Below are 19183 nucleotides of genomic sequence, written 5' to 3'. Positions count from 1 at the left end.
ATGACGATCGAGACGGTTGGCGTCGTCGGCGCCGGGCAGATGGGCAACGGCATCGCCCATGTGCTTGCCGTTGCAGGATACGACGTCACGCTGATGGACGTCGATGCGCAAAGGCTGGAGGCGGGCCTCGCCAGGATCGGCGCGAACCTGGGTCGGCAGGTGGCGCGCGGAAAGACGTCGGAGGAGGCAAAGCGCCTTGCCCTCGGGCGCATTCGAACGACAGTGGCGCTTCAGGATCTCGGGGCGAGCGACCTCATCATCGAGGCGGCGACGGAGCGGGAATCGGTCAAGCAGAAGATCTTCGATGAGCTCGCGCCGAGCCTGAAGCCGAAGACGATCCTCACCACCAACACTTCGTCGTTATCGATCACCCGCCTCGCGGGGCGGACGAGCCGGCCGGAACAATTCATGGGACTGCATTTCATGAATCCGGTTCCGGTCATGCAACTCGTCGAGCTGATCCGGGGAATCGCGACGAGCAGGGAAACCTTCGAGGCGGTGCAGGCGCTGGTGCAGCGGCTCGGCAAGAGTGCGGTGGTGGCGGAGGATTATCCGGCCTTCATCGTCAACCGCATTCTGATCCCGATGATCAACGAGGCGATCTACACGCTCCATGAGGGGGTCGGTTCGGTCGTCGATATCGACCAGAGCATGAAGCTTGGTGCCAACCATCCGATGGGCCCGCTCGAACTTGCCGATTTCATCGGCCTCGACACCTGCCTCGCCATCATGAGCGTGCTGCATAGCGGACTGGCCGATACCAAGTACCGGCCGTGCCCGCTGCTGGTCAAATATGTCGAAGCCGGCTGGCTTGGACGGAAGGTCGGCAGAGGTTTCTACGACTATCGCGGCGAAGTGCCGGTCCCGAGCCGCTGAGGAAGCGCCTGAGCAACAGCAGGCGATGTCGCCATGCTCGGTCGTGGCGTGGCGACGTCGCCTCCTATCCAAGCCGGCGTTCACGGCTCGAAAGATTGGCGATCAGATCGCCGAATCGGTCGCCCTGGACCGCCACGTGGCCGCGCAGGCGCTCCCGCGCCCCATCCGCATCGCCGGCAAGAATGGCCTCGACTATCTCCCCGTGCTCCTTGAAGGACACCTTCATCCGGTTGCGGACCCTAAGTTGCAGGCGGCGGTAGGGACGAAGGCGGCGATGCAGAGCCGTGCATTGATCCTCCAGGAAGCCGCTATGGCTTGCCGCGTAGATCGCGCGGTGGAAGATCTCGTTTTCATAGTAGTAGCGGTCCGTGTCCTCGCTGGCGACCGCCTCCTTGCACTTGTCGTGGGCAGCCATAAGTGCTGACCGGTCCTCCTCAGTATGGCGCCGGGCGGCAAGAGCGCCCGCCATGCCCTCCAGTTCGGCCATGACCTCGAACATCTCGAAGACGCGCTGCGGCGCCGGATCGACCACAACGGCTCCGCGCCGCGGCCGGATCTCGACGAGCCCGGTCGCGCTCAACTGCATCAAGGCCTCGCGAATCGGCGTTCGCGATACCCCGAAGCGCTTCGCCAGTTGCGTTTCGTCCAGGCGTTCACCCGGTTCGAACTCGCCGGTGACAATGCCGTTTTCAATGTCGTCGCGCAGCTTGTGGAAAATATTATCGGTCATTCCATTTCGGCCCTGATATGCAGTTTGTCGCTTCTTGTATACAAAAATCTTGACACGGTACGCAAGATAGAGACACTCTTATACCAGACCGGCGGGAGGGCCGGAATATCAGGGAGGAAGAAAATGAGCAGTTTTCGACGGAAGCTGGGAGCTTGCGCTGTCGCAGCCCTCGGCAGCTTGATCGTCTCGACGGCGTCCGCCCAGACCATCTTGAAGGCTTCGCATCAGTTCCCGGGCGGCAAGGGCGACATTCGCGACGAGATGGTGCAGTTGATCGCCCGCGAAGTCAGTGCGGCGAATGTCGGCCTTGAGATCCAGGTTTTCCCCGGTGCCTCGCTCTATAAGCCGAACGACCAGTGGAACGCGGTTACCCGGGGCCTGCTCGACATGACGTCGTTTCCGCTCGACTATGCGTCGGGTCGCCATCCGGAATTCTCCGCAACGCTGATGCCTGGGCTCGTCGGCAATTTCGACCGTGCCATGCGGCTCAACGATTCCGAATTCATGCAGGACATCAAGAAGGTCATCGAGGATGCCGGCGCTATCGTGATCGCCGACGCCTGGCTGTCCGGCGCCTTCGCTTCCAAGAGGGATTGCATCACCTCGCCCGACACGATCAAGGGCCAGGTGATCCGCGCCGCCGGGCCCGCCTTCGAGGAGATGCTAGTGGAAGCGGGCGCTTCGATTTCGTCGATGCCGTCGTCGGAGATCTACACGGGCATGCAGACCGGCGTGCTCGACGCGGCCAATACCTCGTCGGCGAGCTTCGTTTCCTACCGCCTGTTCGAACAGGCCAAGTGCCTGACCGCGCCGGGCGAAAACGCCCTGTGGTTCATGTACGAGCCGGTGCTGGTGTCGAAGCGCGTCTTTGAGGGCCTGACGGAAGAACAGCAAAAGGCGATCCTGGCCGCGGGCGAAAAGGCGGAGGCCTATTTCAATGAGGAGGTCCGCAAGGGCGACCAGGTCATGGTCGACACCTACAAGAAGGCCGGTGTGGAAGTGGTCGAGATGACGAAGGAGGACTACAACGCCTGGCTCGAAGTCGCAAAAGAGTCGTCCTACAAGAACTTTGCCGCCAACGTCCCCGGCGGGGACAAGCTGATCGAAAAGGCGCTGGCCGTCGAGTGAGGCGAACGAAAAGATCGGCGCGCGTCGACGCGCCGTGCCGTCTGTCCCGCAACCTGAGGATAAATGCATGCTCAAGGCCTATATCGAGGCTGTCGGCAATGCTTCGCGCGGGCTCGCGATCGTTGCGACGGCCCTGATCATCGCGTCGATGCTCGTCGTCTGCCAGATGATCCTGATGCGCTATGTGTTTCGCCAACCGACGATCTGGCAAACGGACTTCGTCGTGTTTTCAGCAACCGCAGCCATGTTTCTCGGCGCACCCTATGTTTTGCTCAAGGGCGGCCATGTCGGGGTGGATGTCGTCGAAGTCATGGTCGGCGACCGCACGCGATCGGTTCTACGCGTGATCGCGAGCCTTCTCGGCCTCCTCTTCTGCACAATCATGCTCATCGCGACGTGGATTCAGTTTCACGACGCATGGGCAGGCAACTGGAAACATTCCAGCGTATGGGCGCCGCCGCTTTGGGTGCCACTCGCCGCACTTCCTGTCAGCTTTGCCATGCTGTGTCTGCAGTATGTCGCACAGGTCCTGACGCTGCTGACTGCGTCGGCGGGGCCGGCAACCATCAGCGATGGCGGCGTCGAATCGGGTTCGACGCCAAGCGCCAATCCTCATTCCCGGGAGATCATCCAATGAGCCCGACCGTTTCCGGACTGATGATCGTTGCCTGTCTCTTCGCCCTGCTGGCGACCGGCATGCCCATCGCATTCGCCCTGGGGCTTTCCGCCTTTGCGGCCCTCTATTTGCAGAGCGGCGCCGCCATCTTCTACGTCCTGGGGGATACGATGTTCTCCGGTATCGCCAATCTGGCCTATGTGTCCATCCCGATGTTCGTCCTGATGGGCGCGGCGGTCGCCTCATCCCCGGCGGGATCGGACCTCTACACCTCGTTGGACCGGTGGCTGAACCGCATCCCGGGCGGCCTCATCCTGTCCAATATCGGCGCCTGTGCCATCTTCTCCGGCATGACCGGTTCCTCGCCGGCGACCTGCGCGGCGATCGGCAAGATGGGCATTCCGGAGATGCTGCGACGGGGCTATCCGACCTCGGTCGCAAGCGGCTCGATCGCGGCCGGCGGCACGCTCGGCATTCTCATTCCCCCATCCGTGACGTTGATCGTCTACGGAATTGCGACCGAGACCTCCATCGGACGGCTGTTCATGGCCGGCATCCTTCCCGGCATCCTGCTGACGTCCCTGTTCATGGCTTGGGCGATCATCGATTGCAAACGCAAGGGCTATGAATTCGATGCGCGTTTCATCCGCTACTCGATCAGGGACCGGCTGGCGGGCCTTCCGCGCATCCTGCCCTTCCTGCTGATCATCGCCGGTACGCTGTACGTGCTTTACGGAGGGATCGCCACGCCGTCCGAGGCGGCCGGCGCCGGTGCCTTCCTCACGCTGCTCGTGGTGATCATCGCCTACCGGCTGTTCCGCTTTCGGCCCGTCGCCGGCATTCTTGGATCGGCGATGAAGGAAAGCGTCATGATCATGATGATCATGGCAGCCGCCGAGCTCTTCGCCTTCGCGCTGTCCTCGCTGTTCATCACCCAGACCGTCGCAACGGCAATCGCCGACATGGAAGTCAACCGATGGCTGTTGATGTTGATCATCAACGTCTTTCTCTTGATCTGCGGCATGTTCCTGCCGCCCGTCGCCGTAATCGTGATGACCGCGCCGATGCTCTTTCCGATCGTCACCCAGGCGGGATTTGACCCCTACTGGTTTGCGATCGTCCTGACGATCAACATGGAAGTCGGCTTGATCACGCCGCCGATCGGGCTCAACCTTTTCGTCATCAACGCCATCGCGCCGCAGATCCCGACGAAGGAGATTCTCTGGGGTTCCCTGCCCTACGTGCTGGTGATGTTCCTGGCGATCATCATCCTCTGCCTCTTTCCGGGAATTGCGACGTGGCTGCCGAACCAGATGTTGGGGGCAATCCAATGAGCAGGACGTCTTTCTTCAGCGACATGTTGCAGACCATCACCGACCGCGGCCGCCGTTTCCTGTCGTTAGGACCTGCACGCGAAGGCGAAGCCGATGCCGTGGACAAGATGGAAGCGCTCTGCGAAACGCTGTTGTCGAGCCGGGGTGAAGCGTCGGGCATGGCGCTTGCGAAGAACATTCTCGACCGCTGGCAAAGCTTCGATCCGCAGCAGCGGCGTGACTTCATGATGGTGCTGCTCTCGCGCTTCGGGCCCGATAGCGAGCGGCTGGAGCAGGCGATCGACGCCTATCGCGCCGAACCCAATCCAAGGGCCCTACTGGAATTGAGCGTGGCGGCCGAGCCTCGCCGGCAGGAACTGATCCGCAGGCTCAATCTGGCGCCAAACGGCATCGCCACGCTCGTGCGAATGCGGGAAGATCTCATCAAGCTCAAGGCCGAGAACCCCGACCTTACGGCCGTCGACGCGGACTTCGCCCACCTTTTCGGATCGTGGTTCAACCGCGGCTTCCTCGTATTGCGGCCGATCAACTGGTCGACGCCGGCCAATATTCTCGAAAAGATCATTCGCTACGAGGCCGTCCACCATATCGGCGGCTGGGACGAGCTGCGCCTGCGCCTTGCGCCGGAAGACCGGCGCTGTTTCGCGTTCTTCCATCCGCAACTCGTCGACGATCCGCTGATTTTCGTGGAAGTGGCGCTGACGCGGGAGATGCCTTCGAATATTGCGGGCCTGTTGACGGAAGACCGCGCGCCGATCCGCGCTGCAGATGCGACGATGGCGGTCTTCTATTCGATCTCGAACTGCCAAGAGGGCCTGAGGGGCATTTCCTTCGGCAACTTCCTCATCAAACAGGTGGTCGAGGATCTGCGCCGCGAGTTTCCTCGGCTCGACAGCTTCGCGACCTTGTCGCCGGTGCCAGGCTTTGCCGAATGGCTGTCTCGCGAGCGGCGTGCCGAAGTCTCCGATGCCCTTTCCGCCGCGGACCGCAGCAAGCTTGCGGCGCTCGATGAGCCGGAATGGGCCGACCAGCCGGAATTGCTGGCAAGCATCCAGCCGACCATGACGGCCGCTGCCGCCTGGTATTTCCTGAGGGCCCGCGACCGCAACGGCAAAGTCGTGGACCCCGTCGCGCGCTTCCATCTCGGCAATGGCGCACGGCTCGAGCGGATCAATTTCCTCGCAGATCGCTCCGCTCGTGCCATGCGCCAGGCGCACGGACTGATGGTCAACTATCTCTACAAACTCGACGACATAGAGACGAACCACGAGACTTTTGCCACCCGCGGCCAGGTCGTCGCCGCACCGGCCATCCGGCGGCTGGTGCCCGCCCACAAGGGCCCCCGCAGTCTGGTTCCCGTTCCGGGCGTCCTTCCTCCGGACGTCCAATCAGGCGGTGCCGCAAAGAAGAGAGGCAGCAAGGAGTTCACCTCATGAGCAATCATCTGTTCGATGCCATCCGCCGGGCCGCGCGCCCCCGCGCCGGCTTCATCCTGGAAGCCGGTGGCCGCTCCTGGACTTATAGCGACATGCTGGATCATTCGGGCCGCATCGCATCGGCGCTCGATGCCCTCGGCGTACGGCCGGGCGACCGGGTGGCCGTGCAGGTGGAGAAGAGCCCCGCCGCGCTGATGCTCTATCTCGCCTGCCTGCGCATAGGAGCCGTCTATCTTCCGCTTAATACGGCCTATACGCTGGCCGAGCTCGACTATTTCATCGGAGATGCCGAGCCACGGCTCGTCGTCTGCGCCCCGTCGGCCGAGGAGGGAGTTGCCAGGCTCGCCGCAAGCCACGGGGCCCATATCGAATCGCTGGACGAGAAAGGCGGCGGTTCGCTGACCGAGCTCGCACGCGGCGAGTCGCCCGACTTCCCGGATGCCCATCGCGGGCCCGACGATCTTGCCGCGATCCTCTATACGTCGGGAACGACGGGGCGCTCGAAAGGCGCCATGCTGACCCATGACAATCTCCTGTCAAACGCCTCCACGCTGCGAGACTACTGGCGCTTTACCGCCGACGACAGGCTGATCCACGCCTTGCCGATTTTCCACACGCACGGCCTCTTCGTCGCGTCGAACGTGATCCTTCTTGCCGGTGCATCGATGTATTTTCTGCCGAAGTTCGACGCCGACGAGGTGCTGCGGCTGATGCCTCAGGCGACGGCGATGATGGGGGTTCCGACCTTCTACGTCCGCCTCGTCCAGCATCTGGGGCTGACGCGGGAGGTGACGGCTGGAATGCGGCTGTTCGTTTCGGGCTCGGCTCCGCTGCTCGCCGAGACCCACAGGACGTTTGAAGAAATGACCGGGCACGCCATTCTCGAGCGTTACGGGATGACGGAAACCAACATGAATACGTCGAACCCCTATGATGGGGATCGCATCGCCGGAACGGTCGGCTTTCCGCTGCCCGGCATCTCGCTTCGTGTGACCGATCCGGAGAGCGGCAAGCCGCTTCCAAAAGGCGAGACCGGCATGATCGAGGTGAAGGGACCGAATGTTTTCAAGGGGTATTGGCGCATGCCCGAGAAAACGCAGGCCGAGTTCCGTGCCGACGGTTTCTTCATCACGGGCGATCTCGGCAGGATCGACGAGCGCGGCTACGTCCACATCGTCGGCCGCGGCAAGGATCTCGTGATTTCCGGCGGCTATAATATCTATCCCAAAGAGGTCGAAACGGAGATCGACCGGATGCCGGGAGTGGTCGAAAGCGCCGTCATCGGCGTGCCGCATCCAGATTTCGGCGAAGGCGTCACGGCCGTCGTCGTCAGGAAGCCGGATGCAGCAATCGACGAGCGTACCGTTCTCGACGGGCTGAAGGACCGCCTGGCACGCTACAAGCAGCCGAAGCGGGTGATCTTCGTGGAAGACCTACCACGCAACACGATGGGCAAGGTCCAGAAGAACGTGCTCCGCGACAGGTATGCCGATCTTTATGTCCACACAGGGAACGAGACGAGCGTGCAAGCGCGGGTGTGAGGCTTCGCCCGCTACGTGACGTTAGTTTGGCGATTGGTGGCGCAAGCAGCCCGGCTCCGGTACTCACAGGTTGCGATCAACCGAAGGATCGGGAAACCAGGAAGATCAGGCAGCCCGCAAAGGCGCCGACGATCGTGCCGTTCATGCGGATGTACTGGAGATCGCTGCCGACGACCAACTCCAGGCGGTCCACGAGCGTGGGCGTATCCCAGCTTCTGACCACTTCCGACACGAACGCGCCGATCTCGTGCCGCCACGAAACGACATAGGCAGCAAGCTTCTCCAGAAACGAGTCGATATGGGCCAACATGGCCTGGTCGCTCGCCAATGCCCGGCCGACGAGCAGACACAATTTCTCGACAGCCAGACGCACCTTCGAGTTCGGCCGAGCCAGGTCGTCCAGCATCATGCGTGCGGTCCCATTCCATACGGCTGCGACCCAGGCCTGAACCTCCGGGTGTTCCAGGACGCGGTTCTTGATGGCGTTTACCTGCTCGCGCTGGGCCGGTGATGTGTTCAGGTCATCGATGAGACGGTAGAGCGCCTCGCGGAACTTCAGCCGGACTTCGCTCTCCGGCTCACGCAATTTGTTGAGGAGGTCGGCTACGCCCGAGACGATCGCCTCCGCGATCCTTCGATCGATGGTCCGGGGAATCCACCAGCGACTGCGCTCGCGGACCAATTGGAAGATCTGCTCGCGGTTTTCCTCCAGCCATTGGGCGGCAACGCCGAGGGCGCGCTCAAACAGAACGTCCGTCTCCCCGCTCGCCGTCAAGATATCAATGGCACGGCCGAGAATCGGCGCGACGTCGGCTTGCCGTACCTGTCTGCCGAGGCTCCGGCGGGCGAAGTCCTGCAGGTCCTTGTTGTCGAGCGTGCGAATGACATAAGGAAGCGCCGAAGCAACGGCTTCGGCGAGCAGCGGCGCCGTCGCCGGAGCCGCAAGCCATGCCGAAAACCGCTGGGCCACATGGGCGCTCCGCAATTTTCGCAGCATCACCTCCTCGGTCAGGAAGTGCCGTTCCAGGAAGCGACCCAGGGATTGACCGATGCGCTCCTTGTTGGTTGTCACAATAGCCGTATGCGGGATCGGTAGGCCAAGCGGGTGACGGAAGAGCGCGGTCACTGCGAACCAGTCAGCGAGCCCGCCGACGATTCCCGCTTCCGCGGCGGCGCGCAAGAGCTGGACCGCGAAGCCGGGATCGGGAACCAAGTGGGTTCCAAGAAAAACCGCCGCCATGGCGATCAAGAGGGATGTCGCCAGCAGGCGATTGCGCTTCAGGCGGCGGCGCTGACGATCCTCGGCGGAATTCGGAACAGGCGCTGAAGGCTGGGACGGGACGGGAGCATCAAACGCGCGGGAACGGTCCGGTGACATGGCTCAACCTCCTCGCATCCGGGTTCGGTCCTTGCCTGCAGCAGGAGCCGCTCCTGCTCATGACGGCCGCCGTCAACAGGCACGGCCGGACCATTATGATCACGGACCGTCGACAAGACACCCCTTGCGAGACGTATGACTACTGCATGTCTCCTTGAAGCGACCTCGATTCAAGGACATGCAGCAATTCAAAGTGCTACAGCGACCTTTGCGCGTCCTATAGGACGCGCGGCGCTGTAGTGGAGATGGCCGGGAGGCGGCGCCAGATGGGTTATGGACGGGTCCGGGGTTCAGACAGACTTCAGTCTGACCCGCTGTTCCAGCTTCTCGGCGTCTTCCTTGCGTTCGCTGTATCGGTCGACGAGGTAGTGCGAAACGTCGCGGGTCAGCAGCGTGAACTTCACGAGCTCCTCGCAGACATCGACGACCCGATCATAGTAGGAAGACGGCTTCATGCGTCCATTCGCGTCGAATTCCTGGTAGGCCTTGGCGACCGAGGACTGGTTGGGGATGGTGATCATGCGCATCCAGCGTCCGAGCAGGCGCAGCGTGTTCACCGCATTGAAGGACTGCGAGCCGCCCGACACCTGCATGACGGCGAGGGTTTTCCCCTGGGTCGGCCGGATCGACCCGATCGCAAGTGGTATCCAGTCGATCTGCGCCTTCATGATGCCGGTGATTGCCCCATGGCGCTCCGGACTCACCCAGACCTGGCCTTCCGACCATTCGGAGAGTTCCCGGAGCTCCTGGACCTTTGGGTGGCTTGCCGGCGCGTCGTCCGGCAGCGGCAGACCCGACGGGTCGAAAAAGCGCACTTCCGCCCCGAAATACTCCAGCAACCGCCCGGCCTCCTCCGCCAGAAGCCGCGAATAGGACACCTGGCGAAGCGAGCCGTAAAGGATCAGGATGCGCGGCGGATGCGTCGAGAAAGGCGGCCGCAGCGCCTCGGCGGCGGGCTTGCGCAGATGCCGCGGATCGGCGGCGGAAAGTTCAGACAAGGCGTCGCCCCTCCCCATCGAGAACCGCTTCGCCATCCTCCTTGACGAACGGCCCTTTGAAGGCATCCGCTGGCAGGATATCGAGAACCGCTTCCGACGGCCGCGCCAGCCGGGTACCCAAGGGGGTGACGACGAACGGCCGATTGATGAGGATCGGATGCTCGATCATTGCCGTCAGGAGCTGGTCGTCGGAAAGCGACGGATCGCCGAGCCCGAGTTCCGCATAGGGTGTCCCCTTCTCGCGGATCGCCTCGCGGACCGAAAGGCCGGCGTCGCGGATCATGCCGGCAAGCTCCTCGCGGTCGGGCGGGGTCTTCAGATATTCGATCACCTTCGGTTCGATGCCGGCGTGGCGGATCAGCGCCAATGTATTGCGGGACGTGCCGCAAGCAGGATTGTGGTAGATGGTGACGTCCATGGTCATTCGACTCCCTTGACCGCAATTGGTGAAATCGAGGCGTTCCGCCCGGCGAGCATCCAACCGGCAACGGCGGCTGCCAGCAGCGCCCCCAGCACTTCGGCCATGACGAAGCCGGGCAAATCCCCGGGGCGAATGCCCGAAAAGGTGTTCGTGAATGCCCGGGCGATCGCGACCGCGGGGTTCGCAAAGGATGTCGAGGCGGTAAACCAGTAGGCCGCTGTGATATAGAGGCCGACCAGCCACGGAATGGCATCGCCGCGGAAGCGCAATCCCGCCAGGATCGTGAAGACCAGGCCGAAAGTCGCTACCGTCTCGGCAAGCCATTGGCCGGCGCCGGTGCGAACCGTTTGTGACGCCTGAAAGATGTCCAACTCGAACATGGCATGGGCGACAAACATTCCTGCAAGGCCGCCCGCGACTTGGGACAGGATGTAGAGCGCCGCGGCGGGCGGCTCGATCTCCCGCCTGGCGGAGAACACGATCGTCACCGCAGGATTGAAATGCGCACCGGATACCGGGCCGAGAATGCTGATCAGGACGATGAGGATAGCACCCGTCGGTATGGTGTTGCCGAGCAGGGACACCGCCACGTCATCGGAAAGGCGATCGGCCATGACGCCGGAGCCGACGACGGTGGCGACCAGGATGGCCGTCCCAAGAAACTCCGCCGCGATCCGGCGCTTCAGATCGAACGCCATGTGTCAGCCCGCCTTCGGAACATTGCGCCCGATCTCATCAAGTCGCCTCTGCAAGGCAAGCCTGTCCAGGCTGGTCATCGGCAGGCTGATGAATATCGAGAGGCGGTTGCTCAGCATTCGGTGGGTCTCGGCAAAGGCGAAATGCCGCTCAGTCTCGCTGCCTTCCGCCGCGGCCGGATCGGGCACGCCCCAGTGCGCGGTCATCGGCTGGCCCGGCCAGGCGGGACAGGCCTCTCCGGCCGCGTCATCGCAGACTGTGAAGACAAAATCCATCTGCGGCGCGTCGGGCGCGGCGAACTCGTCCCAGGACTTCGAGCGTGCGGACGACGTGTCGTAGTTCAGCCCCTTGAGAAGCTGCAAGGTGAATGGATGCACTTCACCTTTTGGATAGGACCCGGCCGAATAGGCGCGGAACCGACCCCTGCCGAGCCGGTTCAGTATGGCTTCGGCGATGATCGAGCGTGCCGAATTGCCCGTGCACAGAAAGAGGACGTTATAGGCTTTGCCGCTCATGAGCGCTCTCCCGGTCGGTTCAACTTACCTGCGTCTCCGTCGGAGCGCAGCATGGGGACAAATCTGAAATCAATGGCGCACAGAGACTCGCATTGCCGCCGCAGCAGTCTTGCAGCAGGTAGAGCATAACGGAGCGAAAGCGATCGAGATCGGCGCGATAGATAATGGAACGGCTTTGACGCTCGCCCCGGACCAGCGCGGCCTGGGCCAGCGTCGCGAGATGCGCCGACATGGTGTTCTGCGGCACATCGACCAGCCTGGCCAGCTCGCCGGCGGCAATGCCGTCGGGTTCCCGCTCGACGAGCAGCCTGAACGTCCTCAAGCGGGTGGGCTGGGCAAGGGCGGCAAGAGCGGTGATTGTCTGAGTTTCATCCATATATCTAGAATATTGGATATATCTTACGAGTCAAGTCAATCACTGCATCTGGCACGATTCGATGGGGAAGAAGCTTCCGCACCGAGAAACTCCAAAAGCGCGCCGTTGAAAGCCTGTGCCGACTCGACGTTTACGATATGGCGGCCCGGCAGCGACAGATGCCGGCCCTGCTGCACACGCGCGGCGATATCTGCCAGGTCGGATGGCGGGCACACCGGATCGTTATCGCCGGAAACGGCGAGAAGAGGGTTGGCGATCCGTTCGATATCATCACGCAAGTCGCCCCCGGCCAGAGCCGCACAGCATCCGATATAGCCATCGATCGACGTCGCGACAAAGCTGTCGAGCACGTTTTCGACAGTGCCGGGTTCGAGGGCGCCGAACCCCGGCGTGAACCAGCGTTCGACGGTGGCGGCGGTCAGTGCCTCAAGACCGCTCTCCCGCACGGTCTCCATTCGCGCGATCCAGCTTTCGGCGGTACCGATCTTGGCGGACGTCGCGCAGACGGCGATTTTGCCAAGGCGATGTCCGGCATGAATGCCCAGCCACTGCCCTGTGAGGCCGCCGATGGACAGGCCGCAGAAATGCACGCGCTCTATTTCAAGCGCATCGAGCAGCGCGAGCGCATCCTTGCCGAGATCCGACAGAGCGTATGGCGGTGGCGGCGCCGAGGACAGACCATGGCCGCGGCGATCATATCGCAGCGTGCGGAAATGCGGCCCAAGTCCAGCCACCTGCGCGTCCCACATGTGTAGGTCTGCGCCGAGCGAATTGCAGAACATAAGCCATGGCTTGCTCTGGCACCCGTCCGCATCGCCGTCGATACGGTAGTGGAGGCGATAACTGGGAAGATCGAGGAAGGGCATGTTTCAAGGACTCAGGAAATCGACTCTCGGCAGATGGGGTGATCGGCGGCGCCGGGTTCGACCCGGCGCTGCTTTTGAATATGGAAGACCGGCCGACCGACTCATGCGATCGGCCGTGCTTGCTCATGCGGCGGCAAGCTGCACGGTGCCGACCCGGCGCGCGTTGCTGACCGCGAATACCAGCATCGCCAGAGCCGAGGCCGCTGCAGGGATGGAAAAGATCAGGAAGTTCTGCTGGAGCGGAAAGTCCATCGCCAGCAGCATGCCGCCCAGGGTGGGGCCGACGATGGCGCCGATGCGGCCGACGCCCGATGCCCAGCCCAGTCCTGTGGAGCGGACGGAGAGGTTATAGAGCTGCGCAACGCTGGCATAGAGCAGGATCTGCGTGCCGATGGTGGTCGCGCCGGCAACGAATACGATCAGGAAAAGCAGCCCTGCGGGTAGATTGAAGCCGATCAGTGCAATCGATGCGGCAGCCGCCATGAAGAAGCCGACGACCACCTTCGGCAAGCCGAACCGGTCGCCCAGCCAGCCGCCCGCAATCGCGCCGACCATGCCACCGAAATTGAGCGAAAAGAGGCTCAAGAGGCTCGCCTTTTCGGCATAGCCGGCTTCCTGCAGCACTTTCGGCAGCCAGGACGACAGGAGATAGACGAGCAGCAGGCAGCAGAAGAAGGCGACCCACAGCATGAGGGTACGCAGCGTGCGCTGGTGGCGGAACAGTTCAGCAACCGACGCCGAGGCGCCCTTGGCTCCGGCGAATACCAGTCTGTCATCGTCACCAAGGCATGCCGAGGGATCGATCTTGCCATAGATCCGCTTCGCCTTTTCCTGCTGACCCTGGCGGATGAGGAAGCCGAGCGATTCCGGCAATTTCCACAGAACGACTGGAAGCAGAGCCAGCGGCAGGGCGGCCACAAAGAACATCGGCTTCCAGCCGTATTGCGGGATGAGGCCGATGCCGAGACCCGCTGCAACCATGCCGCCGACCGAATAGCCCGAGAACATCAGGGCGACCATTGTGCCGCGAAGGCGCTTGGGTGCGTACTCGTTCATCAGCGCCACGGCGTTCGGCATCAAACCACCGCAGCCGAGACCGGCGACGAAGCGAAAGATCTTGAATTGATCCGGTGAGTTGGCGAAGCCGGTGAGAAGGGTAGAAACGGTAAACAGCATGAAGCTGATCGCGATGCCCTTCTTTCGTCCGATCTTGTCCGCGAGAGGTCCGAAAACAAGCGCGCCGAACATCATGCCGAACAGAGCCCATGCCTGCAGCGCGCCGGCCTGCGGCTTGCTCAGCCCCCATTCCGCGATCAGCGTCGGCAGAACGGTGCCCGCAACGAATACATCATAGCCGTCGACGATCAACAGTGAGGCGCAGAGCCCCACCACCAGCCATTGGAATCCGCCGAATGGATTGTTGTCGATTGCTTCATTCACATCGATAGTGCGCATCATCGCTCCTCCCCGAGTTGCTACGCATGTTGAAACTTCAGCCGGTATCACCCCCGGCTACGGGCAGAACGCTGCCGGTGATGTAGGACGCCTCGTCGGAGGCCAGGAACAGGATCGGCGCCACCTGTTCCTCGATGGTCCCGTATCGCTTCATGAAGCTGGATTGCTTCACCTGGTGGACGACATTGCCCATCCAGGCCTCCTCCTCCGCCGTGTCGCCGGCGGCATTTCGCGGGATCCGGCGCGGAGGCGCTTCCGTGCCGCCCGGTGCGGTGGCAACCACACGGATGTTGCGCTCCGCCAGTTCCATCGCAAGCGCCTGGGTAACGGCGTTCACGCCGCCCTTGGCCGCCGAATAGGGTACGCGATGGATGCCGCGCGTGGCGTTCGACGACACGTTGACGATGGTGCCTCCGCCGCGCGCGAAGAGATGCGGCAAGACCGCATGGCAGCAGTAGAGCGTCGGCATCAGCGAACGGTGGATCTCCGCGTCGATGTGCTGCGGCTCGAATTCCGCGTAAGGACGCATGCGGATCGCACCGCCGACATTGTTGATCAGGATGTCGATCCCGCCGAACCTCTCGACGGCAAAGCGCATCGCCGCCGCGGCCCCATCATAGGTTTCGAGGTCGGCGTTGAAGGAGGCGGTTTCGGCGTCCCTGGCCTCGGCCGCAACCGCCCCGGTGAAATCGGCACGGTCTATGAACAGCACCTTACCGCCCTCCTCCGCGGCACGGATCGCCACCGCGCGGCCGATTCCCTGCGCCGCACCGGTCACCACCAGCACCCTGCCGGCAAAGCGGCCTTTGAAGCGCACCGCGCTCATGCGGCCTCCTTCACGACCGCATTGGGCGTGAACTTCTCGTAGTGGAAGCTGTTGGGCTTCACGCCGTTGTCGTCGAAATGCCTGCGCACGGCATCGACCATCGGCGGTGGGCCGCAGAGATAGACGTCGACCTCGCCGCCATTGAGCATCTCGGCCGGCATGTGCTGGGTAACCCAGCCCTTTTGCGGATGGCTGGAAGCCTCGTCGGCGACCACCGTCGTGAAGCTGAAGTTTGGCAGGCGCGCCGCATAGGCTTGGATTTCGTCGACCAGAACCAGATCGAGATCGCGCGTCACGCCATAAATCAGGTGGATTTTCTGCTCCGACCCCGTGCGCGCCAGAACCTCAAGCATCGACAGGAACGGCGCAAGGCCCGTGCCTCCGGCGAGGAACAGAAGCGGCCTCTGGACATCGCGAAGATAGAAGCTCCCCAGCGGCCCCGTCAGTTCGAGTTTCGTGCCAACCTCGGCGCGCTCCAGCCAGCCGCTCATCAGGCCGCCGGGTATTTTCTTGATGAGGAAGCCGATCCGCTGCTCGCCCGGCGCCGAGCTGAACGAATAGGATCGGCTTTGGCCACTGCCCGGCACGGCGATGTTGACGTACTGACCGGGCAGGAAGGCGGGCGCGGCGGCTTCGACCTCCAGCTCCAGGACGACCGCCGCATCCTTGTGCGGCGTCACCCCTGCGACCGTAGCGGCGAATTTCTGCTGCCCGGTCTTGCAGGCCACCGATGTCGTCGGCACGGCGATGACGCAGTCGGAGGCCGGCTTCATTTGGCAGGTCAGTACAAGGCCGCTTTCGGCCTCGTCGGCGGTCAGCGCATCGTCGATGAAGTCGTCGCCGAGGTCGTAGCTGCCGCTCTCGGCGCGGCACTTGCAGGTGCCGCACACGCCGTCGGAACAGTCCATCGGCAAGTTGATCTTGCTGCGGAAGGCGGCATCGAGAACCTTCTCGCCGTCCTTGCATTCGATGAAGCGGGTCACCCCATCCTCGAAGTTCAATGCGATCTTGTAGCAGGCCATGGAACCCTCCTCATCGCTCCCTAAGCCGGCCGGCGACGCCCCTCAGATGTGGTAGACGTCGATGACCTGGCGGATGTAGTCGTTCTTCAGCACGATCTTCTTGTTCGAGATCAGCAGGCCGTCGCCGCTCTTGCGCAGCGTGACGAACATGGTGCCGAAGAACTGGTCGGTGACCTTGTAGCGATGGCTCAACGTGTGGAAGTTGTAGCGAACGTCGACCTCATCGCCGCGATCCTCCAGCACCTCGACATTGGTCACGCTATGGCTGGTGCGCGGTTCCGGTGTGGAAGCACCGGAACGCTCGGTCTTGATGCGGAACACCCGGTCTTCGAGACCGTCGCTGTTCGCGTAGTAGATCAGCGATATCTGCGACTGCGGATCTTCGGTCAGCTGGTCGTCGTCGTCCCAGGCCGGCATCCAGTAGGTCACGTCCGGCGCATAGCAGGTGAGCCATTCGTCCCACTCGCGATCGTCCAGAAGACGCGCTTCCCGGTAGAGGAACGCGCAGATGGCCTCGTGCGAAATACTCATGCGACGGCTCCATTCTTCTCGGCGACGAGCGCCTCGCGCATCGTCTTGGCCCAGTATTCGTGCTGGCGGACGAACAGGCCCTCGTCCTCGCTGCGCTCGCCGGACAGGAGCGGCGCGATGCCCATGCGCCTTGCGTTTTCGTCAGGACCGTCGATCCAGAGCGGTGCGCCCCGCGAAAGGTCGTTCCAGAGCGCGGCAGTGCCGGCATAACCCGCCTGGCAGGCACGGAATTCTTCCAGGTCGTCGGCCGTGCCCATGCCAGATACGTTGAAGAAGTCCTCGTACTGGCGGATGCGCAGCGCGCGGTCTTCGGCACCTTCACCCTTCGGCGCGAAGCAGAAGATGCTGATCTCGGTCTTGTCGACGCTGATCGGCCGCGTCACGCGGATCTGCGTCGAGAACTGATCCATCAGGAATACATTCGGATAGATGCAGAGATTGCGGGTCTGGTTGACGATGAAATCCGCCTTGTCCTCGCCGACACGGGCCTTGATCTCGTCGCGGCGGCGGTAGACTGGGCGAACCTCCGGATTCATCGTGTTGGTCCACAGGAGGATGTGGCCGTTGTCGAAACCGTAGACGCCCGCGACCGAGCGGCTCCAGCTATTGGCGTCGACCGCCTTTGTGCCCTCCTCCTTGCGCCGGCCCATCGTCGCGGCGTAGTTCCAGTGCACGGAACTGACATGATAGCCGTCGCAGCCGTTCTCCATCTGCAGCTTCCAGTTGCCGTCGTAGATGTAGGACGAATTGCCGCGCAGCACCTCCAGCCCGTTTGGCGCCTGGTCGACGATCTGGTCGATGATGACCTTCGTCTCGCCGAGGAAATCCTCGAGCGGCGCCACGTCCTCCTTCAGGCTGCCGAAAAGGAAGCCGCGATAGCTTTCGAAACGCGGAACGCGCTTCAGGTCATGCGATCCGTCTTTCGCAAACTGGGGTGGATACTGCGTCGTCTTCTCGTCCTTGACCTTGAGCAGCTTGCCGGTGTTGGAGAAGGTCCAGCCGTGGAAGGGGCAGGTGAAGCTGCCCTTGTTGCCGTGCTTGCGCCGGCACAGCATCGCGCCGCGATGGGCGCAGGCATTGATGACCGCGTTGAGGTCGCCGTTCTTGTCGCGGGTCACGACCACCGGCTGGCGGCCGATATAGGTCGTGTAGTAGTCGTTGTTCCCCGGAATCTGGCTTTCATGGGCCAGATAGACCCAGTTGCTTTCGAAGATGTGCTTCATCTCCAGTTCGAACAGGGCTTCATTGGTGAATATGTCGCGGCGGCAACGGAAGATGCCGGCCTCCTTGTCGTCCTGCACGGCGGTGGCGAGCAACTGATCGAGATCCCGGGCTTTGTCGGTGATCGCAGACATGATCTTCCTCCCGCAAAGATTGCGCTGTCGGCGGCGCAGCCTTTGCAACAAAGTCGTTGATGACGGTGGTTCAGAGGGCTGGCGGGCTGGCGGCCCAGCGGACCGCCGGCCTCGCCGCTTAAGCGGCCGCGCGCTTGCGCAGTTCGTTGATCTGGTTGTCGACGCCGTTCACCAGGGCTGTAAGGTGAATGTCGAACTTGATCTCCGCAAAGGGACCGCTCAAGCCGTTGGCTTTGATGCTGGCCTCGTCGGTCCGCTCGACGACGGCCGGAACCAGACCGTCGCGCGTCGCATAGGCGAAGTCGTCATTAACCAGCGGGTCGCCTTCGATATTGATCTGGGTCGTCAGTTTGCGGTGGTCGTCCGCGCTGATGAAGAAGTGAATATGCGCCGGACGCTGGCCGTGGCGCCCGAGCGCGGAAAGCAGCTGCTCGGTCGGGCTTCCCGGCGGCACGCCGTAGCCGTGCGGCACGATGCTCTGGAACTTGTAACAGCCGTTCTCGTCGGTGATGATCGTGCGGCGCATGTTGAACGGCGCCTGCTTGCCCGTTGGGTCGAAGTGCGAATAGAAGCCGCGCGTATCACAGTGCCAGACTTCGACTTTGGCACCCGGCAGCGGTTTACCGTCCGCGCCGTTTACAGTGCCGTGCATGATGAGCGTGTGCCCGTTTTCGTCGGCACCGTCGTCAAGACGGGCAAAGCCGTGCGAGACCGGCGCGCCCGCCACGTAGAGCGGACCTTCGATGGTGCGCGGGGTCGGATTGTCGATGCCGAGTGCCGCATCGATCGCGTCGAGACGCTCGTCGAGGAAATGGTCGAGGCCGAGGCCGGGGGAGATTAGGCCCGCCTGGCCGGCGGCGCCGAGATCATTGAGCCAGGCAATGCCGGCCCAGTATTCGTCGGGGGTGATGTCGAGATCGTCGATCGCTTTGAAAAGGTCTGAGACGATGCGGTGGACGATCTGTTTGACGCGGGGGTTGCCGTCCGCCTTCTCCAAACCGCTGAGGGCCTTCAGAAAGTCCTGAATGTCCGGCCTGTCGAAAATTTTCACGTTCATCTTAATTCCTCCTCGGATTGCTTTTG

The 19183-nt window shown here is 62.7% G+C and carries 20 protein-coding genes; 6 read left to right on the top strand and 14 right to left on the bottom strand.

The features are described from left to right. On the top strand, positions 1-876 hold the full coding sequence (locus tag AC4P1R_RS24270) for a 3-hydroxybutyryl-CoA dehydrogenase (protein ID WP_069459344.1): 876 nt from the start codon (positions 1-3) through the stop codon (positions 874-876). Between the two features lie 64 nt (positions 877-940). Here AC4P1R_RS24270 and AC4P1R_RS24265 read toward each other — a convergent pair whose 3' ends face one another. After that, on the bottom strand, positions 941-1606 hold the full coding sequence (locus AC4P1R_RS24265; RefSeq protein WP_069459343.1) for a GntR family transcriptional regulator: 666 nt from the start codon (positions 1604-1606) through the stop codon (positions 941-943). A 123-nt stretch (positions 1607-1729) separates the two neighbouring features. Here AC4P1R_RS24265 and AC4P1R_RS24260 point away from each other — a divergent pair, with 123 nt between their 5' ends. The 5 genes from AC4P1R_RS24260 (at position 1730) to AC4P1R_RS24240 (ending at position 7661) form a co-directional block, all read left to right on the top strand. Then, the gene (locus AC4P1R_RS24260; protein WP_069459342.1) at positions 1730-2734 is read left to right on the top strand and encodes a TRAP transporter substrate-binding protein; all 1005 of its coding nucleotides are present in this window, start codon (positions 1730-1732) and stop codon (positions 2732-2734) included. Between the two features lie 67 nt (positions 2735-2801). After that, positions 2802-3371: a TRAP transporter small permease subunit gene (locus AC4P1R_RS24255; RefSeq protein WP_151613016.1), complete on the top strand. Its 570-nt coding sequence runs from the start codon at positions 2802-2804 to the stop codon at positions 3369-3371. Then, positions 3368-4684 (top strand): TRAP transporter large permease, encoded by a 1317-nt coding sequence (locus AC4P1R_RS24250; RefSeq protein ID WP_151613015.1) that lies wholly within the window; start codon positions 3368-3370, stop codon positions 4682-4684. Before AC4P1R_RS24255 ends, AC4P1R_RS24250 begins: the two co-directional genes overlap by 4 nt. Beyond that, positions 4681-6120 carry a malonyl-CoA decarboxylase gene (locus AC4P1R_RS24245; protein WP_492178118.1) on the top strand — a complete coding sequence of 480 codons (1440 nt, stop codon included), beginning with the start codon at positions 4681-4683 and terminating at the stop codon, positions 6118-6120. Before AC4P1R_RS24250 ends, AC4P1R_RS24245 begins: the two co-directional genes overlap by 4 nt. Continuing rightward, positions 6117-7661, top strand: a complete 1545-nt coding sequence (locus AC4P1R_RS24240; protein ID WP_492178117.1) for a malonate--CoA ligase — start codon at positions 6117-6119, stop codon at positions 7659-7661. The genes AC4P1R_RS24245 and AC4P1R_RS24240 overlap by 4 nt, the downstream gene beginning before the upstream one ends. Before the next feature lie 76 nt (positions 7662-7737). Here the strand turns inward: AC4P1R_RS24240 and AC4P1R_RS24235 are convergent, their stop codons facing one another. The 13 genes from AC4P1R_RS24235 to catA form a co-directional block, all read right to left on the bottom strand. Further along, positions 7738-9039 (bottom strand): DUF445 domain-containing protein, encoded by a 1302-nt coding sequence (locus AC4P1R_RS24235; protein ID WP_492178116.1) that lies wholly within the window; start codon positions 9037-9039, stop codon positions 7738-7740. Positions 9040-9329: 290 nt separating this feature from the next. Beyond that, positions 9330-10055 (bottom strand): arsenical resistance protein ArsH, encoded by a 726-nt coding sequence (gene arsH / locus AC4P1R_RS24230; RefSeq protein ID WP_492178842.1) that lies wholly within the window; start codon positions 10053-10055, stop codon positions 9330-9332. Beyond that, positions 10030-10455, bottom strand: coding sequence for an arsenate reductase (glutaredoxin) (gene arsC, locus AC4P1R_RS24225; protein ID WP_492178841.1), 426 nt, complete (start codon positions 10453-10455; stop codon positions 10030-10032). Before arsC ends, arsH begins: the two co-directional genes overlap by 26 nt. Positions 10456-10457: 2 nt before the next feature. Next, positions 10458-11156 (bottom strand): aquaporin, encoded by a 699-nt coding sequence (locus AC4P1R_RS24220; RefSeq protein WP_492178115.1) that lies wholly within the window; start codon positions 11154-11156, stop codon positions 10458-10460. A 3-nt stretch (positions 11157-11159) separates the two neighbouring features. Continuing rightward, complete coding sequence (locus AC4P1R_RS24215; protein WP_151613009.1) at positions 11160-11669, bottom strand: arsenate reductase ArsC; 510 nt, start codon at positions 11667-11669, stop codon at positions 11160-11162. A 19-nt stretch (positions 11670-11688) separates the two neighbouring features. Beyond that, entirely contained in the window at positions 11689-12045 is a 357-nt protein-coding gene (locus AC4P1R_RS24210) for an ArsR/SmtB family transcription factor (protein ID WP_069459332.1), read from the bottom strand. A gap of 35 nt (positions 12046-12080) precedes the next feature. Next, on the bottom strand, positions 12081-12911 hold the full coding sequence (gene pcaD / locus AC4P1R_RS24205) for a 3-oxoadipate enol-lactonase (RefSeq protein WP_492178114.1): 831 nt from the start codon (positions 12909-12911) through the stop codon (positions 12081-12083). 123 nt (positions 12912-13034) lie between these two features. Further along, a complete protein-coding gene (locus AC4P1R_RS24200; protein WP_492178113.1) occupies positions 13035-14369 on the bottom strand; it encodes an MFS transporter in 1335 nt (444 codons plus the stop codon). Between the two features lie 34 nt (positions 14370-14403). Continuing rightward, positions 14404-15192 (bottom strand): benzoate diol dehydrogenase BenD, encoded by a 789-nt coding sequence (benD, locus tag AC4P1R_RS24195; protein ID WP_151613006.1) that lies wholly within the window; start codon positions 15190-15192, stop codon positions 14404-14406. Beyond that, positions 15189-16214: a benzoate 1,2-dioxygenase electron transfer component BenC gene (gene benC, locus AC4P1R_RS24190; RefSeq protein WP_151613005.1), complete on the bottom strand. Its 1026-nt coding sequence runs from the start codon at positions 16212-16214 to the stop codon at positions 15189-15191. The genes benD and benC overlap by 4 nt, the downstream gene beginning before the upstream one ends. 42 nt (positions 16215-16256) lie before the next feature. Beyond that, entirely contained in the window at positions 16257-16745 is a 489-nt protein-coding gene (gene benB / locus AC4P1R_RS24185; protein ID WP_069456721.1) for a benzoate 1,2-dioxygenase small subunit, read from the bottom strand. Further along, positions 16742-18100, bottom strand: coding sequence for a Rieske 2Fe-2S domain-containing protein (locus AC4P1R_RS24180; RefSeq protein WP_225192092.1), 1359 nt, complete (start codon positions 18098-18100; stop codon positions 16742-16744). Before AC4P1R_RS24180 ends, benB begins: the two co-directional genes overlap by 4 nt. A 118-nt stretch (positions 18101-18218) precedes the next feature. Then, positions 18219-19157: a catechol 1,2-dioxygenase gene (gene catA, locus AC4P1R_RS24175; RefSeq protein WP_492178112.1), complete on the bottom strand. Its 939-nt coding sequence runs from the start codon at positions 19155-19157 to the stop codon at positions 18219-18221. Positions 19158-19183: the final 26 nt, after the last annotated feature.

Source organism: Sinorhizobium sp. Y406, assembly GCF_058732025.1.
The sequence above is the reverse complement of the archived record's forward strand: the minus strand, read 5'-3'. Positions and strand labels throughout refer to the sequence as shown.